This window comes from Hydrogenophaga sedimenti, from assembly GCF_051857515.1.
GTDB lineage: Bacteria > Pseudomonadota > Gammaproteobacteria > Burkholderiales > Burkholderiaceae_C > Hydrogenophaga.
Window position 1 is genome coordinate 77,690 of the sequence record NZ_JBPZHA010000001.1, and the last position, 26,551, is coordinate 104,240.

24 protein-coding genes are annotated in these 26,551 nt (G+C 69.7%); 16 read left to right on the forward strand and 8 right to left on the reverse strand.

Annotated features, from left to right (window positions below; all coding sequences use genetic code 11):
* Positions 1-38: 38 nt before the first annotated feature.
* From ubiM to ACS5NL_RS00410, 3 genes are all read left to right on the forward strand, one after another.
* A complete protein-coding gene (gene ubiM / locus ACS5NL_RS00400) occupies positions 39-1,247 on the forward strand; it encodes a 5-demethoxyubiquinol-8 5-hydroxylase UbiM (RefSeq protein ID WP_439351546.1) in 1,209 nt (402 codons plus the stop codon).
* A 223-nt stretch (positions 1,248-1,470) separates the two neighbouring features.
* Positions 1,471-2,397 carry a histone deacetylase family protein gene (locus ACS5NL_RS00405; protein WP_439351548.1) on the forward strand — a complete coding sequence of 309 codons (927 nt, stop codon included), beginning with the start codon at positions 1,471-1,473 and terminating at the stop codon, positions 2,395-2,397.
* Positions 2,398-2,404: 7 nt separating this feature from the next.
* On the forward strand, positions 2,405-5,083 hold the full coding sequence (locus ACS5NL_RS00410) for a bifunctional acetate--CoA ligase family protein/GNAT family N-acetyltransferase (protein ID WP_439351549.1): 2,679 nt from the start codon (positions 2,405-2,407) through the stop codon (positions 5,081-5,083).
* Positions 5,084-5,497: 414 nt separating this feature from the next.
* On the opposite strand, the gene ACS5NL_RS00415 is transcribed toward ACS5NL_RS00410, so the two are convergent.
* Positions 5,498-6,445: a prenyltransferase gene (locus tag ACS5NL_RS00415; protein WP_439351551.1), complete on the reverse strand. Its 948-nt coding sequence runs from the start codon at positions 6,443-6,445 to the stop codon at positions 5,498-5,500.
* Positions 6,446-6,566: 121 nt separating this feature from the next.
* Here ACS5NL_RS00415 and minC point away from each other — a divergent pair, with 121 nt between their 5' ends.
* The 8 genes from minC to infA all read left to right on the forward strand — a co-directional run bounded on the left by minC (position 6,567) and on the right by infA (position 12,276).
* On the forward strand, positions 6,567-7,355 hold the full coding sequence (gene minC / locus ACS5NL_RS00420) for a septum site-determining protein MinC (protein WP_439351553.1): 789 nt from the start codon (positions 6,567-6,569) through the stop codon (positions 7,353-7,355).
* 19 nt (positions 7,356-7,374) lie between these two features.
* Positions 7,375-8,190, forward strand: a complete 816-nt coding sequence (minD, locus tag ACS5NL_RS00425; protein WP_439351555.1) for a septum site-determining protein MinD — start codon at positions 7,375-7,377, stop codon at positions 8,188-8,190.
* Between the two features lie 2 nt (positions 8,191-8,192).
* Positions 8,193-8,453: a cell division topological specificity factor MinE gene (minE, locus tag ACS5NL_RS00430; protein WP_411366876.1), complete on the forward strand. Its 261-nt coding sequence runs from the start codon at positions 8,193-8,195 to the stop codon at positions 8,451-8,453.
* A gap of 31 nt (positions 8,454-8,484) precedes the next feature.
* On the forward strand, positions 8,485-8,925 hold the full coding sequence (locus ACS5NL_RS00435) for an acyl-CoA thioesterase (protein ID WP_439351557.1): 441 nt from the start codon (positions 8,485-8,487) through the stop codon (positions 8,923-8,925).
* A 104-nt stretch (positions 8,926-9,029) separates the two neighbouring features.
* Complete coding sequence (locus tag ACS5NL_RS00440) at positions 9,030-10,520, forward strand: M48 family metalloprotease (protein WP_439351559.1); 1,491 nt, start codon at positions 9,030-9,032, stop codon at positions 10,518-10,520.
* Between the two features lie 4 nt (positions 10,521-10,524).
* Complete coding sequence (locus ACS5NL_RS00445; protein ID WP_439351561.1) at positions 10,525-11,328, forward strand: hypothetical protein; 804 nt, start codon at positions 10,525-10,527, stop codon at positions 11,326-11,328.
* Positions 11,329-11,704: 376 nt separating this feature from the next.
* On the forward strand, positions 11,705-11,989 hold the full coding sequence (locus ACS5NL_RS00450) for a hypothetical protein (protein ID WP_439351563.1): 285 nt from the start codon (positions 11,705-11,707) through the stop codon (positions 11,987-11,989).
* Between the two features lie 32 nt (positions 11,990-12,021).
* Complete coding sequence (gene infA / locus ACS5NL_RS00455) at positions 12,022-12,276, forward strand: translation initiation factor IF-1 (RefSeq protein WP_204735405.1); 255 nt, start codon at positions 12,022-12,024, stop codon at positions 12,274-12,276.
* A gap of 25 nt (positions 12,277-12,301) precedes the next feature.
* Here infA and ACS5NL_RS00460 read toward each other — a convergent pair whose 3' ends face one another.
* The 4 genes from ACS5NL_RS00460 to ACS5NL_RS00475 all read right to left on the reverse strand — a co-directional run bounded on the left by ACS5NL_RS00460 (position 12,302) and on the right by ACS5NL_RS00475 (position 16,640).
* Complete coding sequence (locus ACS5NL_RS00460) at positions 12,302-13,105, reverse strand: SDR family NAD(P)-dependent oxidoreductase (protein ID WP_439351565.1); 804 nt, start codon at positions 13,103-13,105, stop codon at positions 12,302-12,304.
* A gap of 82 nt (positions 13,106-13,187) precedes the next feature.
* Positions 13,188-14,219 carry a patatin-like phospholipase family protein gene (locus ACS5NL_RS00465; RefSeq protein WP_439351567.1) on the reverse strand — a complete coding sequence of 344 codons (1,032 nt, stop codon included), beginning with the start codon at positions 14,217-14,219 and terminating at the stop codon, positions 13,188-13,190.
* 7 nt (positions 14,220-14,226) lie between these two features.
* A complete protein-coding gene (locus ACS5NL_RS00470) occupies positions 14,227-15,324 on the reverse strand; it encodes a 3-deoxy-7-phosphoheptulonate synthase (protein WP_439351569.1) in 1,098 nt (365 codons plus the stop codon).
* Between the two features lie 113 nt (positions 15,325-15,437).
* On the reverse strand, positions 15,438-16,640 hold the full coding sequence (locus ACS5NL_RS00475; protein ID WP_439351571.1) for a helix-turn-helix domain-containing protein: 1,203 nt from the start codon (positions 16,638-16,640) through the stop codon (positions 15,438-15,440).
* Between the two features lie 209 nt (positions 16,641-16,849).
* Here ACS5NL_RS00475 and ACS5NL_RS00480 point away from each other — a divergent pair, with 209 nt between their 5' ends.
* From ACS5NL_RS00480 to ACS5NL_RS00490, 3 genes are read left to right on the forward strand one after another with little or no spacing between them, the layout of a single operon-like run.
* Positions 16,850-18,517, forward strand: a complete 1,668-nt coding sequence (locus ACS5NL_RS00480; protein WP_439351573.1) for a PQQ-dependent dehydrogenase, methanol/ethanol family — start codon at positions 16,850-16,852, stop codon at positions 18,515-18,517.
* 2 nt (positions 18,518-18,519) lie between these two features.
* On the forward strand, positions 18,520-18,888 hold the full coding sequence (locus tag ACS5NL_RS00485; protein ID WP_439351575.1) for a c-type cytochrome: 369 nt from the start codon (positions 18,520-18,522) through the stop codon (positions 18,886-18,888).
* Positions 18,885-19,880: a substrate-binding periplasmic protein gene (locus ACS5NL_RS00490; RefSeq protein WP_439351577.1), complete on the forward strand. Its 996-nt coding sequence runs from the start codon at positions 18,885-18,887 to the stop codon at positions 19,878-19,880. Before ACS5NL_RS00485 ends, ACS5NL_RS00490 begins: the two co-directional genes overlap by 4 nt.
* 228 nt (positions 19,881-20,108) lie before the next feature.
* On the opposite strand, the gene ACS5NL_RS00495 is transcribed toward ACS5NL_RS00490, so the two are convergent.
* From ACS5NL_RS00495 to ACS5NL_RS00505, 3 genes are read right to left on the reverse strand one after another with little or no spacing between them, the layout of a single operon-like run.
* Entirely contained in the window at positions 20,109-20,726 is a 618-nt protein-coding gene (locus tag ACS5NL_RS00495; protein WP_439351579.1) for a 3'-5' exonuclease, read from the reverse strand.
* Entirely contained in the window at positions 20,723-22,861 is a 2,139-nt protein-coding gene (locus ACS5NL_RS00500; RefSeq protein WP_439351581.1) for an ATP-binding protein, read from the reverse strand. The genes ACS5NL_RS00495 and ACS5NL_RS00500 overlap by 4 nt, the downstream gene beginning before the upstream one ends.
* Positions 22,858-23,550 carry a response regulator transcription factor gene (locus ACS5NL_RS00505; protein ID WP_439351583.1) on the reverse strand — a complete coding sequence of 231 codons (693 nt, stop codon included), beginning with the start codon at positions 23,548-23,550 and terminating at the stop codon, positions 22,858-22,860. Before ACS5NL_RS00505 ends, ACS5NL_RS00500 begins: the two co-directional genes overlap by 4 nt.
* A 164-nt stretch (positions 23,551-23,714) precedes the next feature.
* Between ACS5NL_RS00505 and ACS5NL_RS00510 the strand changes: the two genes are divergently transcribed.
* Together ACS5NL_RS00510 and ACS5NL_RS00515 are read left to right on the forward strand one after the other, a co-directional pair.
* The gene (locus tag ACS5NL_RS00510; protein ID WP_439351585.1) at positions 23,715-25,019 is read left to right on the forward strand and encodes an SPFH domain-containing protein; all 1,305 of its coding nucleotides are present in this window, start codon (positions 23,715-23,717) and stop codon (positions 25,017-25,019) included.
* 1 nt (position 25,020) lies between these two features.
* The gene (locus ACS5NL_RS00515) at positions 25,021-26,547 is read left to right on the forward strand and encodes an SH3 domain-containing protein (RefSeq protein WP_439351587.1); all 1,527 of its coding nucleotides are present in this window, start codon (positions 25,021-25,023) and stop codon (positions 26,545-26,547) included.
* The last annotated feature ends 4 nt before the right edge of the window (positions 26,548-26,551 follow it).

Sequence of the window (26,551 nt, forward strand, 5' to 3'; positions counted from 1 at the left end):
AAGCCTGGCCGGGTGACCGGCGCTTAAGCTGCGCCGCCATGGAACTCGACCTCATCATCGTGGGCGCCGGGCCGGCTGGCCTGAGCCTGGCCCGGGCCTTGCGCGGCAGCGGCCTCAATGTCACCCTGCTGGAGCAGCAGAGCCTGGCCGCGGTGCAGAACCCGACCTTCGACGGCCGCGAAATCGCCCTCACGCAGCACAGCGCCGAGCTCATGCGCCAGCTCGGCCTCTGGCCCCTGCTGGGCGAAGCGAACATCGCACCGCTCAAGGACGCCCTGGTGCTCGACGGCGGCGTCGGCAGCACGCAGTCGCGCATGCGCATCAGCCACCACCTCAGCCCCAAGCCGGAGCTGGGCTTCCTGGTCGCCAACCACCACATCCGCCGCGCCGCCCACGAAGCGGCGATGGGCGAAGGCGACGGACCGGCCCCGACACTGCGCTGCGGCGAACAGGTCACCGGCATCCGCACCGATGCGCAGTCGGCGCGCCTGACCCTGGCCAGTGGCGAGACCCTGCAGGCCCGCCTGGTGGTGGCCGCCGACAGCCGCCACTCCAGCACCCGCCGCGCCATGGGCATCGCCGCCGACATGCACGACTACGGCCGCACCATGCTGGTCTGCAACATGACCCACCCGCAACCGCACGAAGAGACGGCCTGGGAGTGGTTCGACCACGGCCAGACCCTGGCCCTGCTGCCGATGAACCCGGACCCGGCCAGCGGCCTGCCGCGCTCCTCGGTCGTGCTGACCCTGCCGCACCAGGACATCCAGCCCCTACTAGACATGGACGAAACCGCCTTCAACCGGGCCATGACCAGCCGCTTCGGCGGCCAGCTCGGCGACATGCGCCTGACCAGCACCCGCCACGCCTACCCGCTGGTCGGTGTCTGGGCGCGCCGCCTGGTGGCGCAGCGCTTTGCCGCCGTGGGCGATGCGGCCGTGGGCATGCACCCGGTCACCGCGCACGGCTTCAACCTCGGCCTGCGCAGCATCGACACCCTGTCCAGGGCCCTGATCCAGGCCCACCAGGGCGGCCAGGACATCGCCTCGCCGCAACTGCTGGAGCGCTACCACCAGACCCACCAGCGCGCCGCCCGCGGCCTCTACATGGCCACCCACGCGGTCGCCACGCTCTACACGCGCGAACACGTGCCCGCGCGCTGGCTGCGCCGCGGCATGGTGGAACTGGGCGAACGTTTCACGCCCTTCAAGCGGGCGGTGGCGGCGTCCCTCACGGGATTGGGCTGACCCCCCCGCGCCGCCTGCGGCGTCACCCCCCAGGGGGCAACGCGTGTGGCCCGGCTGAGCCGGTTCCACCGCGTTCTGTACACAGGAACCAAGGGGTTCCTGCTTGTGCTTGTTGCGTTGCATCAAGGCAGCTGTCAGGCTTCGGGACTAGATTGACGGAAGTCAATCTGCACGGGTGCGCAGTCACCCGGCAGGCATTCGCCGCCCGAGGAGACCTTAAAAGATGCTGTCCGCCTTCATCACCCACGCCGATTGCGCCCGCCACGACATGGGCCCGCACCACCCCGAATGCCCGGAGCGCCTGGGCGCCATCAACGACTACCTGCTGGTCAAGGGCCTGCTCGACTGCATGGTGCCCTACGACGCGCCGCTGGCCACCGAAGACCAGCTCGGCCGCGCCCACGCCTCGCTCTACGTGCGCGAGATCTTCGACGCCTCGCCCAAGGAAGGCCTGCACGCCGTCGACCCGGACACCAACATGTGCCCGCACACCCTGCAGGCCGCGCTGCGCGCCGCCGGTGCCGCGGTGCAGGCGACCGACCTGGTGCTGGCCGGCGAGGTGCCGACCGCCTTCTGCTCGATCCGCCCGCCCGGCCACCACGCCGAACGCTCGGCCGCGATGGGCTTCTGTTTCTTCAACAACATCGCCGTCGGCATCCGCCACGCGCTGGACGTGCACAACCTCGAACGGGTCGCGCTGATCGACTTCGACGTCCACCACGGCAACGGCAGCGAAGACATCTTCCGCGGCGACGACCGGGTGCTGATGTGCTCGATCTTCGAGAAGGGCCTCTATCCCTTCAACGGCGAGAACGCCACCGGCCCGAACATGGTCAACGTCGGCCTGCCCAGCCGCTCGGGCAGCGACGCCTTCCGCGCCGCCGTGTCGGAGCAATGGATCCCCGCGCTCGACGCCTTCCAGCCCCAGCTGATTTACATCTCGGCCGGCTTCGACGCCCACCGCGAAGACGACATGGGCAACCTCGGCCTGGTCGAGGCCGACTACGCCTGGGTCACCCAGCAACTGCTGGGTGTGGCCAACCGGCACTGCAAAGGCCGGGTGATTTCCTGCCTGGAGGGCGGCTACGTGCTCAGCCCGCTGGCCCGCAGCGTGGGGGCCCATGTCAGGGTCCTCATCGGGGCCGATTGAAAGATATATGGACAAACACTACCTCACCCCGCTGTTCCAGCCCGAATCCATCGCCGTCTTCGCCGGCAACCACGAAGACCCGGCCAGCCAGATTGCCCACGCGCGCACCCTCTGCGCCGCGCTCACCGGGCAGCGTTTCTCCGGCACCCTCACCTTCCTCGACATCCACACCAGCGGCACGCTGGCCGATCTGGCCCAGACCCGGGCCGACCTGGCCATCATCGCGCTGCCGCCGGGCGAGGCCCTGGCCGCGCTGGAAGTCGCCGGCCGCATCAAGTGCAAGGCCGCGCTGGTGGTCGGCAGCGGCGCCAATGCCGATGTGGCGGCCGACATGCACCAGGTCGCGCGCCGCCACGGCATGCACCTGCTCGGCCCCAACAGCCTGGGCTTCCAGCGCCCGCGCATCGGCCTGAACGCCAGCGTCGCCGGCCCCATGACCACGGTCGGCCCGCTGGCCCTGGTCTCGCAGTCGGGCGCGCTGACCTCGTCCATCCTCGACTGGGCGAGCCAGAACGGGGTCGGCTTCTCGACCGTCGTCTCGCTCGGCCCCAAGACCTCGGTCGACATTGCCCAGGTGCTCGATTTCCTGGCCTCCGATGCGCAAACACACAGCATCGTCGTCTATCTGGAAGGCATCTCCAACGCCCGCCGCTTCATGAGCGCGCTGCGCGCGGCCGCCAACGCCAAGCCGGTGGTGGTGCTCAAGGCCGGCCGCAAGCCCGCCGGCAACGAGGCCGCGCAGACCCACAGCGGCGCCATCGTCGGCAGCGACGACGTGTTCGACGCCGCCCTGCGCCGCGCCGGTGCGGTGCGGGTACGTTCCTTTGTCGAGCTGTTCTCGGCCGCCAAGTGCCTCGCCTCGCGCTACCGCCCGGTCGGCAAGCGCCTGGCCGTCGTCACCAATGGCGGCGGCCCGGGCGTGCTCGCAGCCGACTGGATCAGCGAGATCGCGCTGCAACTGGGCAAGCTGGCGCCCGAAGTCCTGGCCGGTCTCAAGCCCAAGCTGCCGCCGCTGGCCTCGCTCAACGACCTGATCGACGTGTCGGAAGAAGCGACCGCCGAACACTACCGCGCCGCCATCGATGCGGCCGGCCACGACCGATCGATCGACGGCGTGCTGGTGGTGCATTCGCCCAAGGCCGGCGTCGATGCCACCGACATCGCCCGCGTGATGGCCGAGGCCAAGGCGCGCATGAACAAGCCGCTGCTGTGCTGCTGGATGGGCGACGCCTCGGTGACCGAAGCGCGCGAGGTGCTGGGCAAGGCCGCGATCCCGAGCTTCCGCACGCCCGAGGCCGCCGTCGGCGCGTTCGGCAACATCGCCAGCTTCTACCAGAACCAGCAGCTGCTGCAGCAGACGCCGCCGCCGCTCTCGACCCTGGCCAACCCGGACATCGAAGGCGCGCGCCTGATCATCGAGAACGTGCTGACCGAGCGCCGCAAGGTGCTGACCGAGATGGAATCCAAGGCCCTGCTCTCGGCCTTCCACATCCCGGTCACGCAGACCATCCTGGCGCGTTCGGCCAACGAGGCCATGATGATCGCGACCCAGCTTGGCTACCCGGTGGCGCTCAAGATCGACTCGCCCGACATCAGCCACAAGAGCGACGTCAACGGCGTGGCGCTCAACGTGATGAACGCGACCGCCGTGCGCGACGTCTACAACACCATGATCCAGGCCGTGGCCAAGCTGCAGCCCGGCGCCAAGATCAACGGCGTGACGATCCAGAAGATGGCCCAGAGCAAGCGTGGGCGCGAGCTCTGCATCGGCCTGGTGACCGACGACCCCTTCGGCCCGGTGATCGCCTTCGGCGCCGGCGGCACCATGATCGAGCTGATCGGCGACCGCGCGATGGAGCTGCCGCCGCTCAACCAGTTCCTGGCCCGCCGCCTGATCGAGCGTTCGCGCGTGGCCGACACGCTGGGCGAATGGCGCGGTGCCTCGGCCGTCGACATGGACATGCTCGAACACGTGTTGCTGCGCGTCTCGGAAATGGTCTGCGAGCTGCCCCAGCTGCGCGAGATGGACATCAATCCCATCATCGTGGACGAGAACGGCGCGGTGGCCGTGGACGCCCGCATCGTGATCGAGAGCGCGCCCGCCACGGCCCGCAACTACGCCCACCTGGCCATCCTGCCCTACCCGGCGCGCTACGAGCAAGTCTGGCCGCTGCGCGGCGGTGGCGAATACACGATCCGCCCGATCCACCCGGATGACGCCCAGATGCTGCAGGACCTGGTGCAGGGCCTGTCGGCCGAGAGCCGTTACTACCGTTTTGTCTCCAGCATGACCGAGCTGCCGCCGTCCATGCTCTCGCGCCTGACCCTGATCGACTACGACCGCGAGATGGCCCTGGTGGCCATCCACCGCGAGCGCAAGGCCGGCGAAGACGGCGAAATGGTCGAAACGGAGCGCATCGTCGGCGTTTCTCGCTACATCACCAATCCGGACAAGTCCAGCTGCGAGTTCTCGCTGGTGGTGGCCGACGACTTCAACGGCAAGGGCCTGGGCTCGCGCCTGATGCTCAGCATCATGGAAGAGGCCCGGGACAAGGGATTGGCCGAGATCGAGGGCCTGGTGCTGGCCAACAACCCCGGCATGCTCAAGCTGATGAAGGGACTGGGCTTCCACATCAAGTCTTTCGCCGAAGACCCGGACTTCAAGCTCGTGACCCACACGCTGTAAAGCCCCCTGGGCCGCTGCACGTCGTCCCCCTGTCCTGCGGGAGGGAAACGCGGCCTGCGGCCCGGCAAAGCCGTTTTCGCGGCCATTCCGGACCAGACTTTCCGGGCAGTCCCCACTTTTTCCCCGCCAAAGAGCGCCACGGACCTTCCGCTGGCGCTCTTTTTTTTATCCCCTCTCTATGTCTTCTATATCTCTATTTCAAATTGGTAGCAGTAGTAGAAGGCGCGGTTTTTTGTGGACAAGCCACTTTTCCTCAGGAAAATCATGTACTTGAATGGTCCTGAACCCTGTTTGAAGTACCCGGGTCCCAAACGCCCCGGCGCTGAACAACTTGGGATTCCGTTCCCGTCCTGTGGATAAGTAGTGGCTTGTTAAAAAGTTATCAACAGAGTTGTTGAAAAATGCCTGTGCTGGTCACCGCTGCCAGCCCATCCAGGCAAAACCTGCCGCCATGCCCAGGCCGTGCAGCAGGGTGGCGGCGACCGTGGCGGCCAGGGCGGGACGCAATTGACCCGTGGCTTGCCGGTGGCGGAACAGCCAGAACGAAGCAAACAGCGACAGCGGCAGCGAGACCAGACCCCACAGCGCCGGCATGGGCACCACCAGCCGCCACACCGACGCCACCAGCCAGCCGTGGGCACCCAGGGTCAGCGCGGTGTAGAGCGCCCAAGCGCCGGTCGGGCCCAGCTTCACCGCCAGCGTGCGCTTGCCGACCCGGGCGTCGGCCGGGGCGTCGGGCACGCCGTTGATCAGCAGCAGCGCGGCCACCATGGCGGCGAAGTTCAGCGCCACGCTGGCCGGAACCACGACAAACTGGCGCCGCTGCACGTGGTCGGCGCCCACCACCACCAGAAACCAGGCCAGCGCCACCGCCAGTTCGCCCAGTCCGCGCGCCATCAGCTGGAGCGGCGGCGCCGAATAGGCCCAGACCAGCAGCAGGCCGGCCAGCCCCAGTCCGATCACCCCGCCGCCCGCCGCCACCGCCAGCAGCAGTCCGCCGGGCACCAGCACCAGCAGCAGCGCCCTGGCCAGGTTGGCCGTCTCGCGTTCGCTCACGGTGCCGTTCTGGATCAGGCGCGAACCGCCGGTGAAGGGGTAGAGGCCGCCGGTGTTGCCGGCGTCGGCCCCGCTGCGGGCGTCGTGCACATCGTTGAGCACATTCCCGGCCGCGTGGGCCAGCACCGCCAGCAGCGTGGCGCCCAGGGCCAGCACCGCGTCGACGCCGCATCCGCCGGCCGCTGCGGTCGCCGTGCCCAGCGCACAGGCCACGACGGTCAGCAGCAGGAAGGCCGGCCGCGTCATGCGCCACCACAGTCCGGGCTGCCACCGGACCGAACGGTGGGGAGTATTTCTGGTGTCCATGGGCGCAGTGTGCCCGACACATGTGGACACCGCCTGCACCCCTTGCCGCAGCGGTCGGCTGGTACACTGCCCGCCGACCCGGCCGGAGCCTTTCCGGCCCTGCCCGTTCCCCGCCGGATTCATGTCCACCGTCCTCAGCGCCAGCGCCCCGACCACGTTTGAAATCAAGAGCGCCCACCTGCCGCTGGTGGCCCTGCTGCTCAAATCCGCCGACCTCGCCCGCCTGGGCCAGGAGCTGACCCAGCGCTACGGCGACATTCCCGACTTTTTCGACCACGACCCGCTGCTGGTCGACCTCACCCCGCTGCAATCCGGCGCCGAAGCCGGCAGCCTGGTGGACTTTCCCGCGCTGGTGTCCCTGCTGCGCCAGTTCCGGCTGCAGCCGGTGGCCGTGCGTGGCGGCGACGACGCCCAGATGGCGGCCGCCGAGCTGGCCGGCCTGATGCGCGCCGACGACGCCACCGTGCAGCGCAGCGCCGCCGCGGCCACGCCAGCGCCGCAGGCGCCGGCACCAGCCCAGACGCCAGTTGCCGCACCCGCTCCTGCCGCGACGCCGGCCGCCACGGGCGCCCTGGTGGTCGACAAGCCGCTGCGCTCGGGCCAGCAGGTCTACGCCCGCGGCCGCGACCTGGTCGTGATGGCGATGGTCAACCCCGGCGCCGAAGTGATCGCCGACGGCCACATCCACATCTACGCCCCGTTGCGCGGCAAGGCCATTGCCGGCGCCCGCGGCAACGCCGACGCCCGCATCTTCGCGATGTCCATGGACCCCGAGCTGATCTCGATCGCCGGCATCTACCGCACCAGCGAGAACCCGCTGCCGGCGGACGTGCTGGGCAAGCCGGCACAGGTGCGCCTGGTGTCCGGCCCGGATGGCGACAAACTCGTCATCGACCCCCTGAATCCCTGAAACTGAAGGAACCTGTCTCATGACCAAGATCGTTGTCGTCACCTCCGGCAAGGGCGGCGTGGGCAAAACCACGACCAGCGCCAGCTTTGCCTCCGGCCTCGCGCTGCGCGGCCACAAGACCGCCGTCATCGACTTCGACGTCGGCCTGCGCAACCTGGACCTGATCATGGGCTGCGAACGCCGTGTGGTCTATGACCTGATCAACGTGATCCACGGCGAGGCCAACCTCAACCAGGCGCTGATCAAGGACAAGGTCTGCGACAACCTGTTCGTGCTGGCCGCCAGCCAGACGCGCGACAAGGACGCGCTCACGCAGGACGGCGTCGAGAAGGTGCTGAACGACCTGTCGGCGATGGGCTTCGAATACATCGTCTGCGACTCGCCCGCCGGCATCGAAACCGGCGCGCTGATGGCCATGCACTTCGCCGACGAGGCGCTGATCGTGACCAATCCCGAGGTCTCTTCGGTGCGCGACTCCGACCGCATCCTGGGCATGCTGGGCAGCAAGACCCGCCGCGCGATCGAAGGCAAGGAGGCCATCAAGGAGCACCTGCTGATCACGCGCTACAACCCCACCCGCGTGGCCGACGGCCAGATGCTCTCGCTCGAAGACATCCAGGACATCCTGCGCATCAAGCTGATCGGCGTGATCCCCGAGAGCGAGAACGTGCTGACCGCCTCCAACCAGGGCACGCCCGCGATCCACCTCAAGGGCACCGACGTGGCCGAGGCCTACAGCGACGTGATCGACCGCTTCCTGGGCGCCGAGAAGCCGCTGCGCTTCATCGACGCCGAGAAGCCGGGCTTCTTCAAGCGCCTGTTCGGGAGCAAATGAGCATGTCGTTCCTGTCCTTCTTTCTGGGTGAGAAAAAGAAGACCGCCAGTGTTGCCAAGGAGCGGCTGCAGATCATCCTCGCGCACGAGCGCAGCGGCCGCAACGCCGCCGAGCCCGACTACCTGCCGGCCCTGCAGCGCGAGCTGGTGGCCGTGATCGGCAAGTACATCAAGATCAATCCGGACGACATCAAGGTCCAGCTGGAACGCCAGGACGATCTGGAAGTGCTGGAAGTCAAGATCGAGCTGCCCGACCGCAAGTGAACCCCGGGGCCGTCAAGGCCCCGTTTTCCGCATGGCCCGCATCCGCTTCGAGCTGCCCGAGCGCTTCGCTTTCGCGACGCAGATCCAGATCTACATCAGCCACGTCAACCAGGGCGGTCACCTGGACAACGCCCAGCTGCTGACCCTGGTGTCCGAGGCGCGGGTGCGTTTCTTCAAGTCGCTGGGCCACCGCGAGTCCGACGTCGCCGGCTGCCCCATCGTGGTGGGCGACCTGGTGGCGCAGTACAAGTCCGAAGGTTTCCATGGCGAAACCATGCGGGTGCGCATGGTCCCGCAGGACTTCAACCGCTACGGTTTCGACCTCGTCTACTGCATGGACTGCGTGGACACCGGCCGCGAGGTGGCGCGCGGCAAGATCGGCATCGTCTTCATCGACCGCGCGGCGCGCAAGCCGGCGCCAGTGCCACCGTTGTTCCTGGCACAGCTGAACGCCCTCATCCCTGTGCACTGAGACACGCTGCCGGTCCATGGTGCGGCCCGCGGTGGCGCGGCGCCGGGTGGCCTGACTATCATCCCCGGGAGTTGGGCGGCACCGGCGCCGCGCAGGAGTCCCGCATGTTCCGAACCCTCGCTTCTTCCCTGGCACTGACCGCCGCCTTGCTGGCCGGTTGCGGCAGCACCGTCGTCAATCCGGTCACCGGCCGCAGCGAGCGCACGGTGATGGACGAACCCACCGAACTGGCCGAGGGCAAGAAGGCCCACGAAGAGGTGCTCAAGGAATACGGTGCCTACCCCGATCCGAAGCTGCAGGCTTACGTCAACGAGATCGGCCAGAAGCTGGCGAAGCAGTCGCACCGGGCGAACATCCCCTGGACCTTCACCGTGCTCGACAGCCCCGAGGTCAATGCCTTCGCCCTGCCCGGTGGTTATGTCTACATCACGCGCGGCATCCTGGCCTACATGGACAGCGAGGCCGACATGGCCGGCGTGATCGGGCACGAGATCGGGCACGTCACCGCCCGCCACGGCGCCCAGCGCGCCACGCGCCAGCAGGCCGCGGGCCTGGGCGTGCTGGCCGCGACCGTGCTGGGGGCGGTGCTGGAGAGCAAGGCCGGCCTCTCGGGCGGCACCGAGATGTTCGGCCAGGCGGCGCAGGGCATGGCGGCCGGCTATGTGGCGAAGTACAGCCGCGAGCAGGAACTGCAGGCCGACACGCTGGGCGCCGAGTACCTGGCGCGCAGCCAGTACGACCCGCACAACATGGTCGACGTGATCCGCGTGCTCAAGCTGCAGGAGGCGTTCGCGGCCGATGAGGCGAAGGCCCGGGGCCTGCCGGCGCCGGAGGGGGCGAACTGGCTGTCGTCCCACCCGAGCAACGACCAGCGCCTGCAGCAGATCAGCCAGAACGCCGCGAAGTACCAGGGCAGCTACGCCTCGGACGGCGCGCAGCGCTTCCTGTCGGTGATCCAGGGCATGCGTTTCGGCGAAAGCCCCGAGCAGGGCCTGACGCGGGGCCAGAACTTCTACCACCCAGGCCTGGGCATTGCGTTGACCGCCCCGGCCGGCTGGCGCATCGAGAACGACGCCGAGGCCGTGAGTTTCGTGGCACCGCAAGGCGATGCGGCGCTGCGGGTGCTGGCGGTGCCACGCAGTGCCGGCACCGACCACGACGCGATCATCCGCGAGGGCCTCAAACCCAGCGAGGGCAAGGTCACGCGCGGCAGCATCAACGGTTTTGCCGCCAGCCACTTCGTGGGCGCACGCAAGAACGACAACGGCCAGACCCAGGCGCTGGAAGTGACCCTGGTCACCGGCCCGAAGCAGAACGCCTACCTGATGGCCTACCTCTCGGCCGATGCCGCCGCGCGCAACCGCGCCATGCCCGGCCTGATGGCCACCGAAAAATCCTTCCGTGCGATGACGGCGGCCGACCAGCAGGCCGCGCGGCCGTGGCAGATCCGCACGGCGCCCTTCCCGCGCGGGGGTTATGCCGAACTGGCGCGCCAGTCGGCGGTGTCCGACCGGCAGCTGCAGTTGCTCAACGGGACCTATGGGCGCCAGGACCCGCCGGTCGGCCAGATGGTCAAGACGGTGTTGGAGCAGTGAAGCCGTGAAGCACTCGATGATCGACCCGCAGGAACCTGGCTTCCCCCAGGACGGACCCGATCCCTACCTCTTCATGCAGCCCACCCCGCGCGCGCCGGCGGACGGGCCGCTGTTCCGCGCACGGCCCAAGGAAGGCATGAGCGGTCTGACGATCGGCCTGATCGTTGCGGCGGTGGTGATCGGCCTGTTCGCCGCCGGTCAGTGGGTGTGGGTGCGGGTGCACCAGGCGTCCCGCGCCGAACGCGAAGCGGCCCGGCCGCCGGTCCCGCTGCCGGTCCCCGTGAAGGTGCCCGAGCCGCCCGCGCCGGAAGGCGTGCGGCGCTGCGCGAACGCGGTCGGCGAGGTCACCTACACCGACCAGCCCTGCCCCAAGGGCACGCGGGAGAGCCGGGTGGACACGGCCGAGGCGCTCAAGGTCGGCGACGACCCGGGCAGCGTCACCCTTTACCGCTGCAAGGGCGCGGGCCAGTTCTGGTCCATCGTGCATTGCCAGCACCGCGGCGGTTTCGTGGTGAGCATGCACACCGTGCCGGCCAACCTGTCGCTGGCGGACCAGATCGCCTTTGCGCAGAACCGCGAGGCCCAGACCCGTCCGGGCCGGTCGGCGCCACGGGTGGTGGCGGTGGGCCCGCCCGCACCGCTCAACGCGGTCCAGCAGAAGGCGCACGACTGCCAGCGGCTGGAGCAGCAGGTTGCCGCGCTGGACACCTATGCGCGCCATGCCCTCTCGCCCGGTGAACAGGACCGGGTGCGCGGCGAACGCCAGGGCTACCGCGACCAGCAGTTCCGGCTGCGCTGCGGCCGTTGAGCCCGCCCAACCGCCGGCTGGCACAATTTTCCACATCGTGGTACATTAATAGCTTCGCCTTGGGCGACAGATCCGTTGCCGGTGCTCACGCCGTCACACACAACCCCGGCAGAGGGTGGGTCGGTCCAGCCCCTCCATCGCGAGCCCAGCCTCTCCCGCTGTTCCAGCGGCTGTCCGGCGGGGCAACCACTTTCCCTGCTGTCACACCGGACCCCTGCCGTGGGCTGGTTCCGACAAACCCCTGGGACGCCAGATGCGTCCGGGTGGCATTGATCGGTGCAGTCGGGCACCCCGGCAACTGGGGCTGCCAACGTGTTAGTCGGGCCTTGACGGGTCCGCGGTTCCGGCCGCGTTCCCTGGCCCATCGAGTTTCTAGATGATCCAGACGTTTTCCCTGTCCCCTGCACCGCAGCGGACCCTTTCTCTGACCGCTCCCCTGACCCTGGGGCGCTACCGCATCAGCGCCAGCCCGCGGGCCATGGCCGATGGCCGTTTTGCCGCCTTCGTGTCGATCGCCAGCGGCACCGGCAGTGCCTGCACCGACCGCGTGATGCGCTTTACCGAAGATTTCCCCACCCACGACGCCGCGGCGCGCTACGCCATGGCCCAGGGCATCGACTGGGTGCGCGACGCCGCGCGCGAGTCGCAATACCCGAACTGAACCGCATTCATTGACTCCAGGAGAACCACACCATGGCCAAGGAAGAACTGATCGACATGATGGGCATCGTCAACGAAGTGTTGCCCGACACCCGTTTTCGCGTCACGCTGGACAACGGTCACCAGCTGATTGCCTACTCCGCCGGCAAGATGAAGAAGAACCACATCCGCATCCTCGCGGGTGACCGGGTTTCGCTTGAACTCTCGCCCTACGACCTGACCAAGGGCCGCATCAACTTCCGCCACATCGAGGGCCGCGGCCCGATGACACCGCGCAAGCCGCGCTGAGCGGCCTTGCGCGACGGCCGCGGGCTCACATGCCCATGCCGCCGTCCACCGGCAGCCCCGCGCCCGTGATGAAGCGCGCGGCGTCGGAACACAGGAAGACCACCGCGTCGGCCATGTCGGCCACCGTGCCCAGGCGCCCCAGCGGCGTCTGCGCGACGATGGCACCGACCGCGGCCTCCGGCGTCGGGAACAGGCCGGCGCTGACAACGTCGGCCGCGAGCTTCATGCCCATGTCGGTCGGCACCAGACCCGGGTAGACACAGTTCACCCGCACCCCGTAGCCCAGCTGGCCCGCCTCCATCGCGGCCACGCGGGTCAGCCGGTCGACCGCCGACTTGGTGGCCGAATAACCGGCGATCGCCGGGAAGGCGATGGTGGCCGCGACCGAGGCCACATTGACCACCGCCCCGCCCTGGCCGGCCAGCCCGCCCGGGCGCATCGTGCGGAACGCGTGCTTGAGGCCCAGCGCCGTGCCGACGATGTTGACGTCCAGCATGCGCCGCAGGGCGTCCACTTCGATCTCCGAGACCAGCGCCGTCTCCTCGACCCCGGCGTTGTTGATCAGGATGTCGAAGCCACCGAAGACCGTGTGCGTGGCGGACACGGCGGCCAGCCAGCAGGCCTCGTCGGTCACGTCCAGCTGCACGAAGGCGGCCCTGGCCCCGGTGGCGGCCAGCGCCTTCGCGGTCTCTCGGCCGGTGTCCTCGAGGATGTCGCCGATCATCACGGCCGCGCCGGCCGAAGCCAGCGCCTGCGCCATGCCGGCGCCCAGCCCGCGCGCGCCGCCCGTGACCAGGGCCGTGCGGCCTCGCAGAATCTCGGAAGTCATTGTTGTCATCCTCCTTGGTTGATGACCGCGCGAACGGGTGTCCGACAGACCGGTCCCGCCGCCATTTTGCCGCGCCAGGTGCTCAGTAGAAAAGCGCCGCGAGGTCCACCGTGCTGTGGTGGCCGACCGCCCCATGGTGCCGGTCCAGCCACTGCCGGCCCTGTCCGCGCCCGAGTTCGAACAACATCTCGAAGAACTTCTGGCTGGCGGCGGCCTTGGTGTCGGTGCCGAGTTCGCCAAGTGTGACATCGGGTTCGATGGCGTGGAAGCGTGTCTGCGCCAGACGCCGCTCCAGCGGACCGCGGCGCCACCAGCCGATGTGGCCGATGCGCTCGCGCAGGTGGGCGAACATGCGCATCTCGCGCAGGAAGGTGGCGTTGAACGCCAGCTCCTGCATGCGGTGCTCGATGTCCTGTGCCGATTGCGGTGTGGCGGCGTAGCGCAGTGGCGTGAGCATCACCAGCAAGGTGTCGCGCGTGGCGGTTTCCAGCAGCAGGGGATAGACTGCGGGGTTGGCCGCGTAGCCGCCGTCCCAGTGTGGCTGGCCGTCGATCAGCACGCTGCGGTGCAGGCGCGGCAGGCAGGCCGAGGCCAGCACCGCGTCCAGCGACAGCTCGGCGTTGCGGAACAGGCGCAGCTTGCCGGTGTTGGCTTCCGTGGTGGCGATGAACAGCCGCACCGGCGAGCGGTGGCGCAGGCCTTCGACGTCCAGCTGCTCGCGCAGCACGTCGCGCAACGGGTTGAGGTCGAAGGGGTTGAGCTGCTCGGGCGAAAAATAGTGGGTCCACTGCAGCATCAGGCGCATGGCCGGCGCGAGCTGGTAGCCCGAGCCGTCGGCGCGCGGCACCGCCACCTCGAAGGGCAGGCTGCTGGCGATGGCGGTCCAGAAGCGGCGCAGGGCCGTGCGCGCACCTTCGCGGCCACCGTCCATCAGGCCCTGGGCCAGCACCACCGCGTTCATGGCGCCGGCGCTGGTGCCGCTGACGCCGTCGAAGGCGACCCGCCCGTCCTCCAGCAGCGCGTCGAGCACACCCCAGGTGAAGGCCCCGTGCGCGCCGCCGCCCTGCAGCGCCAGGTTGAGCGCCGGGGTGGCGGCTTGCCAGGGCAGGCGCATGGGAGCCTCAGCCGGCGCGGCGCTGCCCCACCGCGGCCGCGAGCGTTTCCAGCACCGGCACGGTCTGGTCCCAGCCGATGCAGGCGTCGGTCACGCTCACGCCGTGCTGCAGCGGCTGACCGGCCACGATGTCCTGCCGGCCCTCTTCAAGGTGGCTCTCGATCATCACGCCGGTGATGCGCGCATCGCCCGCGGCGATCTGCTGCGCCACCTCGGCGGCGACCTCGATCTGCTTGCGGTGCTGCTTGCTGCTGTTGGCGTGCGAGACGTCGATCATCACCTGCTCGCGCAGGCCGGCGGCCTGCAGCAGCTTGCATGCGGCGCTGACGTCGTCGGCGCTGTAGTTGGGTGCCTTGCCGCCGCGCAGGATCACGTGGCAGTCCTGGTTGCCGCGGGTCTCGAAGATCGCGGCCTGGCCCATCTTGGTCATCCCCATGAAGGCGTGCGAAGCCTGGGCGGCCTGGATCGCGTCGCTGGCCACCTTGAGGCCGCCGTCGGTGCCGTTCTTGAAGCCGACCGGGCAGGACAGGCCCGAAGCGAGCTGGCGGTGGCTCTGGCTCTCGGTGGTGCGGGCACCGATCGCGCCCCAGCTCACGAGGTCGCTGATGAACTGCGGGCTCAGCAGGTCCAGGAACTCGGTGCCGACCGGCAGGCCGACGGCCAGCACGTCCAGCAGCAGCTGGCGCGCCATTTCCAGACCCTCGTTGATCGCGAAGCTGCCGTCCAGGTGCGGGTCGTTGATGTAGCCCTTCCAGCCCACGGTCGTGCGTGGCTTCTCGAAGTACACGCGCATCACGACCAGCAGCTCGTCCTGCAGCGCGTCGGCCTGCGCCTTCAGGCGCCGCGCGTAGTCCATGGCCTGGTCGTGGTCGTGGATCGAGCAGGGGCCAACGACGACGATCAGCCGGTCATCCTGCCCGTGCAGCACCCGCGAGAGCGCGGCCCGGCTGGATTCGACCAGCGCCTGGGCGGCCGGCGGCGTGGGCAGCCACTCCTGCAGCAGCGCGGGCGTGATCAGCGGACGCACCGCGCCGATGCGCAGGTCGTCGACGCGGGTGGTGTCGTGGGTGGAGAGGGTGGGGGTGGTGGGGACGTGGGCGCTCATGCGCCGATTGTCGCCGCGGAGCGTGAGGGTCCGCGATCCGGCGCCGGGCAGCCCCAAGCCGGATCAGCCCCCTCGGGGGGCAGCGACCCGCACAGCGGCGGAGCGTGGGGGTCCTACTTCTTCAGATGGCGGTACACGAGGCCACGCGAGACACCGAGCTGGCGGGCCGTGCGCGCGACGTTGCCGCCGTTGGCCTGCAGCGTGTCTTCGACCAGGCGCTGCTGGGTGGCGGCGAGCGAGGTCGCTTCGGGCGGTGCGGGCGGATCGGGTTCGACCGGTGGGGCCTCTTCCGGGACCAGCGCCGGCTCGGGGGCGGGCGACCAGGCGACCGCGTGCTGCATGTCGATGCCGTCGCGCAGGCCCAGCGAGGCGCGCACCCAGATGCCCAGGCCGTTGGGCAGCTGCATGCGTTGCGCCTCCGGCTGACCGCAGAGTCCGAGCAGGCGCCGCAGGTCGGTGCCGAACAGCTCGCCGACCGGGTCGCCGCAGCGTTGCGCCGGCTGGCCCAGCAGGCTGCGGCCGGTCGCGTTGATCCACACCACATGGCCCTCGCCGTCGATGCCGGCCAGGCCTTCCATCGGCGTGCCCAGCAGCGCGGGCGCGGCCTGGAAGTGCAGCACCAGGTGCTGGTCCGACTGCGCCTGCAGCAGGCGGTTCTCGATCGAGGTCGCGTAGACGCCGACCACGGCGGCGGCATCGAAGCCGAAGCCACGCGCCTCGGTCGAGACGTCGAGCACGCCGACCAGCCGGCCGTGCACGTCGCGGATCGGCGCGGCCGCGCAGCGCAGGCCGCCGAACAGGTCGTAGAAGTGTTCGCAGCCCTGCACGGTGCAGGCCATGCCGGTCTGCACCACGATGCCCGGCGCGGTGGTGCCCAGCACGCCCTCGGCCAGGTTCACGCCCACGCGCGTCGCTGCGTCGAGCACCTTCTGCTGCGGGTCGCCCGTGCCGCGGGAGACGTGCACGATCACGCCCGCCGCGTCGGTCAGCATCAGGCGGCTGGAGGTGCCGGCCAGCGTCGCCTCGAGCTGCTGCAGGTCACCGTGCGCGGCGTCGAGCAGGCGGCGGTTGCGCGCCAGCGCCGCGCTCAGCGCGCTGCGGTGGACCGGGTCCAGCGCCGGCATCTTGTGCGCCGTGTGGCCCTGTGCGCGGCTGCGGCCCCAGGAGCGGATCACCGCCTCGCTGACCAGCCCGGCGGGGTGTGCCTGCTCCTCGAAGAAACGCTGGCGCGCCAGTGCCGCCCGCTGTTCGGGCGTCTGGAAGAAGGGCTGCGCGGGCAGGTCCTGGGTGGACAGGTTGCGGATCGGGGATCGCATGGGGACGCGTTGAAAAGAACCCGCAGCTTCGGCAGTGCCACCTTCGGCAACAAGCGGGAAAACCCGAGAGGCTGTCGCGCCCGGGTGTTCCACCGCAGAACACTTTTCCCACCGGGAAAACCCGGGCGTGATCGACGGCGCGCGAATTCCCACAATGAAAAAGGCAGGAGACCACAACGAGGGTTCCCCTCACACACAGGAGACAAGACATGAACAAGACCTCCCTCTGGCTGGGCGGCGCGGCGCTGTCGCTGCTGCTCGGCGGCGCGCAGGCGCAGACGCTGGACGACCTCAAGCGCGACAACGCGACCCCCGGCGACGTGCTCACCTACGGCATGGGCTACAACAACCAGCGCTACAGCCCGCTCAAGCAGATCAACGCGAAGAACGCCGGCAAGCTGCGCCCGGTCTGGGCCTACAGCCTGAACAACCCGCAGGGCCAGGAGTCGCAGCCCATCGTGCACAACGGCGTGATGTACGTGACCACGCACAACGCGACCATCGCGCTCGACCCCGCCACCGGCAAGCAGATCTGGAAGCAGGACATCGAGCTGCCGCAGGACGTGTTCAAGATGGCCTGCTGCGGCATCCTCAACCGCGGCGCCGCGATCTACGACGGCAAGCTGTTCCGCGCCACGCTGGACGCGCACCTGATCGCGATGGACGCCAAGACCGGCAAGCAGCTGTGGAAGAGCAAGGCCGCCGACTACGCCAACGGCCAGGCCATGACCAGCGCGCCGCTGATCGCCAACGGCGTCGTGATCACCGGCATCGCCGGCGGCGAATACGGCACGCGCGGCTTCATCGACGGCTGGGACCCGGCCACCGGCAAGCACCTGTGGAAGTTCTACACCACGGCCGCGCCCGGCGAGAAGGGTGGCGACACCTGGTCGGGCGACTCGCACGCCAAGGGCGGCGCACCGACCTGGCTGACCGGCGCCTACGACCCCGACCTCGACATCGTCTACTGGGGCACCGGCAACGGCGGTCCGTGGAACCCGAACGCGCGCCAGGGCGACAACCTCTACATCGCCTCGGTCGTGGCGATCCGGCCCAAGACCGGTGAACTCGTGTGGCACTACCAGTTCAGCCCCAACGATCCCTACGACTACGACGCCACCGAAGTGGGCATGCTGGTCGACATGAAGATCGGCGGCAAGGACCGCAAGGTGCTGGCGCAGGCCAACCGCAACGGCTTCTTCTACGTGCTCGACCGCGCCAACGGCGAACTGCTCGCGGCCAACCCGTACGTGAAGGTCAACTGGGCCGACCGCATCGACCTCAAGACCGGCCGTCCGGTGCACAGCGAGACCGACAAGAAGGCGCGCGCCGGCGAAGACGTCGAGATCTTCCCCAGCGTGCTCGGCGGCAAGAACTGGACCCCGATGTCGTGGAACCCGGCCACGGGTCTGGCCTACGCCAACACGCTCAACATCAGCTGGCCCTACCAGCTGGCCAAGCCCGAATACAAGAAGGGCGAGTGGTACCTGGGTGTCAACTTCCGCGGTGTGAACATGCCCAAGAACGAGCCGCACGGCTACCTCAGCGCGATCGACCCGCTGACCGGCAAGAGCAAGTGGCAGCTGGCCTGGCCGGGCCAGCCGAGCATGGCCGGCACGCTCTCGACCGCCGGCGACCTGGTCTTTACCGGCGCGGCCACCGGCGAGTTCATCGCCGTCGACGCGGTCAAGGGCAAGAAGCTCTACGAGTTCCAGACCAGCAGCGGCATCATCGGCCTGCCGGTGACCTTCGAGCACAAGGGCAAGCAGTACGTGACCATCGTCTCGGGTGCCGGCGGCGTCTGGGCGCTGATGGGCGACGAGCGCATGTCGCAGGTCCCTGCTGGTGGTTCCGTCTGGACGTTTGCACTGGAGTGAGCATGCGTTGGAGAGAACCTCTGGTGTGCGCGCTGGCCCTCACGGGGGCGGCGCTCGCACAGTCCAACACGGTGCCGGCCGAAGCGGTGCCGGTGCCCATGCCGCTGCCCGTGCCCTTCACCGCCGAGGCGGTGGAGAAGGGGCGCGAGCAGTTCCACCGCACCTGCGCCCAGTGCCACGGCCGCAACATGGTCAACGCCGGCACGACGGTGTACGACCTGCGCAAGTTCCCGACCGAGCAGCGCGAGCGTTTCTACAACTCGGTGACCAACGGCAAGGGCAACATGCCCTCGTTCAAGGGCGCGCTGGAGCCGGAGACGATCGAGATGCTGTGGAACTACGTCGCGACAAGAGGAGGGAAGGAACTGTGAATACCCCCCGCGCCGCCTTCGGCGTCACCCCCCTGAAGGGGGGCAGCGCCAGCGGCCCGGCGAAGCCGGTTCCGCGACGCTTCTCGACGCAGGCCCTCCGTTCAGGCGTTGCCTTCGCGTTGTCGGTGGTGTGTGCGCTGGCGAGTGCCGAGCCGCTGACCGTCTGCATGGCCGAGGACAACCCGCCGTTCTCGATGGCGCGCAAGGGCCAGGTCACGGGCTTTGATGTGAAGGTCGCCGAGGCGGTGGCGCGCGAGCTGGGGCGGGAGCTGAAGCTGGTGCCGTTCGAGCCCGAGGTCGAGAAGGAGTCGATGCTGACCCACGAGGTCAACGCGATGCTCTCGGCCGGTCTGTGCGAGCTGGCGAGCGGTTTTCCGCTGCTGGCCTCCGATCTCGGACCGCCGACGCGCGAGCGCTTCAAGACGCCGGACCATCCGGGCGCCAAGCCGCCGCGCGAGCGGCCCTGGATCACGCTGGGGACGCTGGTCTCCAGCCAGCCCTACCAGGGCACGGCGCTGGTGATCGTGCAGCGCGCCGGCGAACCGACGGTGTCGTCGCTGGGCGGGCTCAGGGGCCGCAAGATCGGTGCGGTGGCGGGCACGCTCGAAGGCACGCTGGTGGCGATGTACGGGGGCGGTGCGCTGGCGAAGGACATGGTGTCGCTGGGGCAGCGCGAGGATGTCTGGGCGGCGCTGGAGGGGGGCCGCGTCGACGCAGTGATGGTGCCGTCGGCGGCGTTCGACGCCTACCGGGTGCGCAAGCCGGGCACGGCCTTGCAGGCGGGGCCGGCGAAGCCACTGGGGATCAATCTGGGATGGGTGGCGCTGTCGTCGAAGACCGATCTGCTGGCGGTGGTGGACCGGGTGGTGGCGCGCGTGTCGGCTTCGGGCGAGCTGCCGCTGTGGGCGCGGGAGGCGGGGCTGTCGTGGCAGGCGCCTTCTTTGCCCGCGGTGACCGGGTCTTTGTCTTTGGCTGGCTTGCTTCGGGACTGAACCTCTTTCGTGTCCTTCTGGGTGCAGACCTCGCGCCAGGGTGATGTCGCCGCCCGCAGACTCCGGCCCACCTCGCACGCGCGCTGACCTGTTCGCCGCCCCTGTTTCGTGAACACCGGGTGGGAGCGCCCAACTCTGTGGCATGCGCGAATGGGGCCTGCGCCTTCGGACAGCGCCATCACCCTGTGAGCAACAGATGGCTCACCCACAAAAGCCACGAACGAACCATCAGGCGAGAGCTGCCACCTGACGCGCAAAGAACTTCGGCAGCGAAGCCTTGGTGCAAGACTGCAAGGCACAGAGAAACGCGTGGTCGGGACGCGCGACACCGTGCTTGAGCAGCAGGTCGTGCCGGATGCGACCCAGCAACTCCGTCGCCATCTCCGCATCCGCCAGCGCCCGGTGCGCCTTGCCGGTGCGCGGCAGGCCGAACCAGTCCACCAGCGAGCCCAGCTTGTGGCTCGGCGCCTCCGGATACAGCCGGCGCGACAGCAACACCGTGCAGGCAAACGGTTGCTTCGCCGGCAGGCCGCACAACGCCAACTCCGCCTGCCAGTAGCGGCGGTCGAACGACGCGTTGTGCGCCACCATCGGCGCATCGCCCACGAAGCGGGCGGCTTCGGCCATCACCTGTGCCGCCGGGGGCGCGGCCTGCACCATCGCGTTCGTGATGCCCGTCAGCTGCGTGATGAAGGCCGGGATGTAGGCGCCCGCGTTCATCAGGCTCTGGTAGCGGTCGACCACGCGGCCGCCTTCCGTCATGACGATGGCGACCTCGGTTGCGCGGTCGCCCATGCCGGGCGAGGTGCCCGTGGTTTCGAAGTCGATGACGGCAATGCGGCTCATGCGTGGGTTCTGGAGGTGGCGCGCGGCATGCGCAGCAGGAAGGCGACACCGCCCTCGGTGTTGGTGGCCATGATGGTGCCACCCATCTTGGCCATGTAGGTGCGCGCGACGAACAGGCCCTGGCCGCGGCCCTCGCCCTGCGCGCCGGCCGCGCCATCGCTCACGCCGTATTCGAAGATCTTGTCCAGCAGGTCGTCGGCAATCGCCGGGCCGGTGTTGTGGATGCGCAGCGTGGCCATGGTTTCATCGGCCGACAGTGTCAGCGTGATCGCCGAGCCTTCGGGGCGGTAGCGGTCGGCGTTGCGCAGCACGTGGGTCACCACGTCTTCCAGCGAATGCTCGTCGGCCTGCACCCAGACCGGCGCGGTGGCCCGCGTGAAGACCACGTTCGCGATGCCCGCGTAGGGCGCGTTCTCGGCCACGTGCTGCAGGAAGTTGTCGAGGTCCAGCGCGTCCACCTCGACGGTGGCCGAGGTGATGGCTTCGCTGGGCGAGGCGGTGCCGTAGAGCACCCGCACCGCCTGCTGCATGCGGTGCACATAGCGGTGGCTGGGGTCCTGCGGCTGGCCGTGCAGCACCATCAGCGACTGCAGCGGCGACATGATTTCGTGACCCACGGCGTGCCACATGTCGCGCTCCTGCTCGTTGCGCAGGTGTTCGCGCCGCACGCCCTCCTTCACCCGCTGCAGCAGTGCCGCGAGCGAGCTGGCCAGGATGCCCATCTCGTCGCGGCCGCCGAGGTCGCTCACGTCCAGCTCCCCCAGCCGCCGCTCGACCTGCGGGTCCTGCATGTTGTAGTTCAGCGCCGCCGCGCGTTTGGTCAGCAGCGCCACCGGCCGGATCAGGCCCAGCTCGATGATCAGCCAGGCCAGGAAGATCGCGGCCAGCATCGCGCCCACGTACCAGCTCATGCGGGTCGCGGTCGCGCTCAGCTGCCGGTCCACGCTGGCGAGGTCGCCGGTCAGTGTGAGCCGGTAGCGGCCGCTGGAGCTGGTGAGGGTTTCGCTGGCCTGCACCTGGGTGCGGGTGTCGGCCGAGGGCAGGCGCAGGACCAGGCGCGTGAGCCAGGGTGCGGCGACCTCGTCGCCCTGTGCCCGTCCGCGCAGCTGGGTCACCAGCCGCGCCGCATCGCCGCCCAGGCGTTCGATGCGCAGCACCTCGCCGGCCGACAGCGTGGTGGCCAGGTGCTGCAGCGAAAACGGCTGTACCGCGCCGGTGCGCGCGCTGTCGAACTGCACCACACCCTCCGGCCCGACCCACTGCAGGCGCAGCGCGGTCCGGCCCAGATCGGCCGGCGGCCAGGTGCGCGCGCTGCCCGCGAACAGCGCCTGGCGCCAGGCCTCGATCGGCACCCGCAGCGACAGCAGCGAGCGGCGCGCGCAAGCGGGCAGTGTCTGGTCGGGCTGGGCGCATCCGGGTTCCTGCCACAGCCAGCCGCGGAAGTCGCGCACCGGCAGCGAACCCTTGACCAGGGCATTGCCTGCGCCAGCAAAGCCCGTCACGCGGCCGCGCAGGCCGCCATCGCCCAGGTCGGCGGGCGCATCGCCCGGGGCCTCGAAGGGCGCTACCCATTGTTCGGTGCCGGCGGCGGTCTGCGCCTGCACGACCGCGTGGCTCACCGGCGCCAGATCCAGCGTGCCCGGCTCGCGCGCCATGGCCGGCGGCAGCACCAGATCGGCCACCAGGTACACCACGCCACCGGCGTAGGCGCTGTTGCCCACGCCCACGCAGAGCTGCCCGCCGTCGTCGGGCCAGTGCACCGCGCAGCCGCTCATCTCCACCGCCTGCCGTGCCTTGAACGGGTCGGAGTAGTCCAGCGCCGAGAACGGCAGCACCACCGGCGCCAGGCCCTTGGCCGAGGGTGCGACGGCGTCGGCGTTGATCAGGGCGAGTTGCCCGGTCGGGTGGCGCAACTGCGCCGCCATGGTCGACAGGGTCTGCCGGAAGCCGGCCTCGTAGCGCTCGCGGCTGCGCTGCTTCTCTTCCGCCAGCAGGGTCAGTGCCAGCACCACCACGGCCAGGGCCAGCAGCAGGAACACGCCGTGGAACACGATGCGCCGCCGGAACGCCGACAGCGGCAGCCGCGGCAGCGTCAGCGCCGGCAGCGAAGGCAGGTCGAGGGGACCGAACTTCATCGGCTCCAGCGGAAGCCGCGCATGGGGACGTTTTCAATCGCGTCGAAGCTCGGGTCGAGATCGCGGAAGGCGTCGCGGATCGCACTCACGTGCTTGCGCACGTTGTCGCGGTTGCGTCCGCTCTTGACCACCTCGAACAGGTCCTCGTAGCTCACGGTCTGGCCCTTGTGCTGCACCAGCACCGCCAGGATGCGCTGCGCCGTCAGCGGCAGGTTGATGCGCTGTCCGCGCCAGGTCGGGCTGCGCTGCCACAGCGGGTCCAGGCTCAGTTCGTCGTCGGCCGCCGGCGCGGGTTCGGCGCCCTTCTGGGTGCGCGCGCTGCGCAGGATGTCGAGGAAGGTTTCGACGAATTCGGCCTCGTCGAAGCTGGTCTTCTGCAGGTAGTCCCAGGCGTCCAGCGCCTTCATGATGCTGCGGTAGATCGCGGCCGGCATGGCCGAGACCACCAGCACCGGCGTGCCCTGGTGCAGCTTGTTGATGGTGTTGATGATCGCCACGCCCGCGTGCCGCTCGCGGCCCAGCTCGATGTCCAGCACCACCAGGTCGTAGCGCTCGCGCGCCAGCGCGGCTTCGGCGCTGTCGCGGTCGAACCACTGGTGGATCTCCAGCTCGGGGCGGGCGGCCTGGATCCAGCCGGCCAGCTGGTTGCTGGTCGGGCGGTCGTCCTCGATGACGGCGACTTTTTGCATGGCGCCCATTATCGAAGGCCGGCCGGCGCGGGCCCTGTGAGTTTTTCTTCCGGGGCCGGCGGTGCTTCCGCCCGGCGACCGCATTGAGACTTCCGCGCCTTCCCGGAACGATGCAGGGCATGGCGAACCCGCGGTTGGGTTGGCCAAAACCCCCGGAGAAATCCATGCTGCTGCGTCTGAAGACCCTGACCCGTTCCACCCGCCTGGCCCTGGCCCAATGGCTGCGCCGCACCCCGTCTGCCGCGTCGGTGGCGGGCGATGACATGGCCGAGACCGGAGCCGTGTTCCGTGCGCCGGGCAAACCCTTTCCGTGGCGCCCGGTGGTGCTGACCCTGGGCACGGCCGCCATCGCCGCCGGTGCCGGCTACCTGCTGATCCAGCACCCGCCGGTGCAACCGCTGGAGCCTGGCCACCTGGCGGTGCGCACCAACCAGCTCACGGGCAGCACCAGCGTCTGGCGCGAAGGCCCGGTGTGGCGCGTGCCCGGCCTGCACGAGGTGAGCGTCTGGTCGCTCAAGGACCGCACCTGGGTCGCGGCATCGATGGCCACGGCCAAGGGCGCCTCACCGGCGCAGACGGTCGAGGGCCTGTCGATCGGCATGGACCTGCGGGTGCGCTACGCGATCGACCCGGCCCGCATCGGTGGCGCGAAGGCGCTGGCCCTGCCGGCCGACATCGACAGCCAGATCGTCGAACCCGCCGTGCAGGCCACGGTCTACAAGATCGTCGCCCGCCACACGGTGCGTGAGATCTTCTCGTCGCAGCGCGCCCAGATCGAGCAGGACATCGAGGCCCAGATCCGCGAGCGCCTGCAGGCCGACGGCCTGGTGCTGCGCTCGGTCCACATCGGCCAGATCGACCTGCCCGAGGACTACCGCAAGGGCATGGAGGTGCTGCTGACCGAAGGCCTGTCGGCCGAGAAGATGCGCTACACGCTGGAACTGCGCGAGAAGCAGGTCAAGGAAAGCACGCTGACCGCCGAGGCCGAGAAAGCCAAGCGCGAGGTCGCGGCCGAGGCCGCCGCGCGCGAACAGGTGATCGCCGCCAAGGCGCAGGAAGAGGCGATGAAGCACGTGCTGCCGCTCAAGCAGCGCCAGATCGAACAGCGCCAGCTCGAAGCCGAAGCCACCCGCGTGGCCCGCGTCAAGCAGGCCGAAGGCGAAGCCCAGGCCCGCCGCATCGAGGCCACCGGCGAAGCCGAAGCGCGCCAGAAGCTGGCCGACGCCGAGGCCTACCGCCTGCGCAACATCGGCAAGGCCAACGCCGAGCAGATGGCGATGGAGGGTGCGCTGATCACCAAGCACCCGCTGCTGATCCAGAAGACCATGGCCGACCGCCTGAGCGACAAGGTGCAGGTCATCATCGCGCCGCCCAACACCAACGGCTTCATCGGCAACAACCTGCTGGGCAACGTGGCCGCGGCCCCGCAGCAGACCAGCGACACCCACACCGACACCGCGGAGCAATGACATGAGCCGTTCGATCTCCCATCACTGGGCCCGCCACCTCTGGGCCGGCACGCTGGCCATCGCGCTGGTGGGCTGTGTCTACAGCGCCCGCGCCGCGACGGTGCCCGCCCCGGCCGCCGCGGTGGGCCTGGTGACGCGCGACAAGGTCGCCCTGCGCGCCGCGCCACGCGACAGCGCCGCCAGCCAAACCCTGCTCTGGCGTGGCGAGGCGCTGGAGATCCGCGGCAGCAAAGGCGACTTCCTGCAGGTCTGGGACCACCACCGCGAGCGCGGCGGCTATGTGCGCGCCACGCAGCTGATGCGCGTGTCTACCGACGCGGCCGAGACGCCCCAGCTGCTGGCCCTGATGGCTTTCGTGAGCGAACAGCCGGGCTCGGAACCGCTGGGGCTGGCGCTGGCCGCCGCCGCCATCCAGGCCCTGCCTGCCGCCGCGCTGCAGGGGCCGCAGGGCGCCGCCGTGATGGACGCGATCGGCCGCCAGGCCGAGCGGTTGGCCGAACGCGCCAGCAGCGGCACCGGCCGGACCGACGATCCGCTGCTGACCGCGCACCTGGACGTGGCACGCCGCCATGGTGTGCAGCTGGTGTCGCGCGAACAGGATGGCCGCATGACGGTCTGCTACGACGGCGATGCGTACCGCCGCCTGCTGGCCATGCCCGCCGCCAACGCCGAACAGAAGGCGCGCGCCGCAATGGCGCTCACGCGCAGCGAATGTCTGGAGGCCCCGGCCCGCGCCGCCGACCGCGAGGCGCTGGACGAAGGCCTGGCCGACCTGCTGGCCCGTGCCGACGTGCCCGCGCTGCCGGTCCACTGGCGCGCCCGCCTCGCCACGCGCCAGGCCGAGGTCTGGAGCCGCCTCGCCTTTGCCCGCGCCCAGCGCGCCAGCACCGACACCGCGCGCAGCGCCGCCCAGCGCGCGATCGACGCCATCGGCCGTGTCGACAAGACCGAGCTGGTCGACGACGACCTGAGCCGGTTCCACGCCGCCGCCGTGCGTGTGAACGCCGTGCGCTGGGCCGCTGCGCCCGCCGCGGCCCTGACCGGTCGCCTGGCCATCACCACCCGCCGCGCCGACGACGGCCAGAGCTGCGTGAGCCTGCGCGACCCGAAGGCCAAAGCCGATGCGCCCGCACTGGCCGAGCGCTGCAGCTGGGGTCAGGTCTGGGCCGCCTCGGCCGCGCCCAACCGCGAAGGCACGGCGCTGGCGCTGGCGGTGCAGCCGGTCGATGGCTGGCGCGAGCTCTGGGTGTTCCGCAAGGACGCCAGTGGTTGGAACGTGCAGGTGCTGCCGCCGGCCGCGCTGCAGCCGGGCACGGGTTACGCCGAGTTCGCGGGCTGGGAGCCGGGTGGCCAGCGCCTGCTGGTGGCGCGTGAAGCGATCGCCGAGGGCAAGACGATCCGCCGCTTCGAGGTGGTCAACGCTGCGACCCTCACGCCCGAACGCACGGCGCTGGACGCCGAAGCCCTCGGCCCGTTCAGCCGCTGGCCCGACCCGGCCTGGAAGCGCGACTCGCTGGCGCTGCGCTGAGCCG

Excerpts from the sequence above, each read along its gene's own strand:
- ubiM (WP_439351546.1), top strand. The coding sequence starts at position 39 with ATGGAACTCGACCTCATCATCGTGGGCGCCGGGCCGGCTGGCCTGAGC.
- ACS5NL_RS00405 (WP_439351548.1), top strand. The coding sequence starts at position 1,471 with ATGCTGTCCGCCTTCATCACCCACGCCGATTGCGCCCGCCACGACATG.
- ACS5NL_RS00410 (WP_439351549.1), top strand. The coding sequence starts at position 2,405 with ATGGACAAACACTACCTCACCCCGCTGTTCCAGCCCGAATCCATCGCC.
- ACS5NL_RS00415 (WP_439351551.1), bottom strand. The coding sequence starts at position 6,445 with ATGGACACCAGAAATACTCCCCACCGTTCGGTCCGGTGGCAGCCCGGA.
- minC (WP_439351553.1), top strand. The coding sequence starts at position 6,567 with ATGTCCACCGTCCTCAGCGCCAGCGCCCCGACCACGTTTGAAATCAAG.
- minD (WP_439351555.1), top strand. The coding sequence starts at position 7,375 with ATGACCAAGATCGTTGTCGTCACCTCCGGCAAGGGCGGCGTGGGCAAA.
- minE (WP_411366876.1), top strand. The coding sequence starts at position 8,193 with ATGTCGTTCCTGTCCTTCTTTCTGGGTGAGAAAAAGAAGACCGCCAGT.
- ACS5NL_RS00435 (WP_439351557.1), top strand. The coding sequence starts at position 8,485 with ATGGCCCGCATCCGCTTCGAGCTGCCCGAGCGCTTCGCTTTCGCGACG.
- ACS5NL_RS00440 (WP_439351559.1), top strand. The coding sequence starts at position 9,030 with ATGTTCCGAACCCTCGCTTCTTCCCTGGCACTGACCGCCGCCTTGCTG.
- ACS5NL_RS00450 (WP_439351563.1), top strand. The coding sequence starts at position 11,705 with ATGATCCAGACGTTTTCCCTGTCCCCTGCACCGCAGCGGACCCTTTCT.
- infA (WP_204735405.1), top strand. The coding sequence starts at position 12,022 with ATGGCCAAGGAAGAACTGATCGACATGATGGGCATCGTCAACGAAGTG.
- ACS5NL_RS00460 (WP_439351565.1), bottom strand. The coding sequence starts at position 13,105 with ATGACTTCCGAGATTCTGCGAGGCCGCACGGCCCTGGTCACGGGCGGC.
- ACS5NL_RS00465 (WP_439351567.1), bottom strand. The coding sequence starts at position 14,219 with ATGCGCCTGCCCTGGCAAGCCGCCACCCCGGCGCTCAACCTGGCGCTG.
- ACS5NL_RS00470 (WP_439351569.1), bottom strand. The coding sequence starts at position 15,324 with ATGAGCGCCCACGTCCCCACCACCCCCACCCTCTCCACCCACGACACC.
- ACS5NL_RS00475 (WP_439351571.1), bottom strand. The coding sequence starts at position 16,640 with ATGCGATCCCCGATCCGCAACCTGTCCACCCAGGACCTGCCCGCGCAG.
- ACS5NL_RS00480 (WP_439351573.1), top strand. The coding sequence starts at position 16,850 with ATGAACAAGACCTCCCTCTGGCTGGGCGGCGCGGCGCTGTCGCTGCTG.
- ACS5NL_RS00485 (WP_439351575.1), top strand. The coding sequence starts at position 18,520 with ATGCGTTGGAGAGAACCTCTGGTGTGCGCGCTGGCCCTCACGGGGGCG.
- ACS5NL_RS00495 (WP_439351579.1), bottom strand. The coding sequence starts at position 20,726 with ATGAGCCGCATTGCCGTCATCGACTTCGAAACCACGGGCACCTCGCCC.
- ACS5NL_RS00500 (WP_439351581.1), bottom strand. The coding sequence starts at position 22,861 with ATGAAGTTCGGTCCCCTCGACCTGCCTTCGCTGCCGGCGCTGACGCTG.
- ACS5NL_RS00505 (WP_439351583.1), bottom strand. The coding sequence starts at position 23,550 with ATGCAAAAAGTCGCCGTCATCGAGGACGACCGCCCGACCAGCAACCAG.
- ACS5NL_RS00510 (WP_439351585.1), top strand. The coding sequence starts at position 23,715 with ATGCTGCTGCGTCTGAAGACCCTGACCCGTTCCACCCGCCTGGCCCTG.
- ACS5NL_RS00515 (WP_439351587.1), top strand. The coding sequence starts at position 25,021 with ATGAGCCGTTCGATCTCCCATCACTGGGCCCGCCACCTCTGGGCCGGC.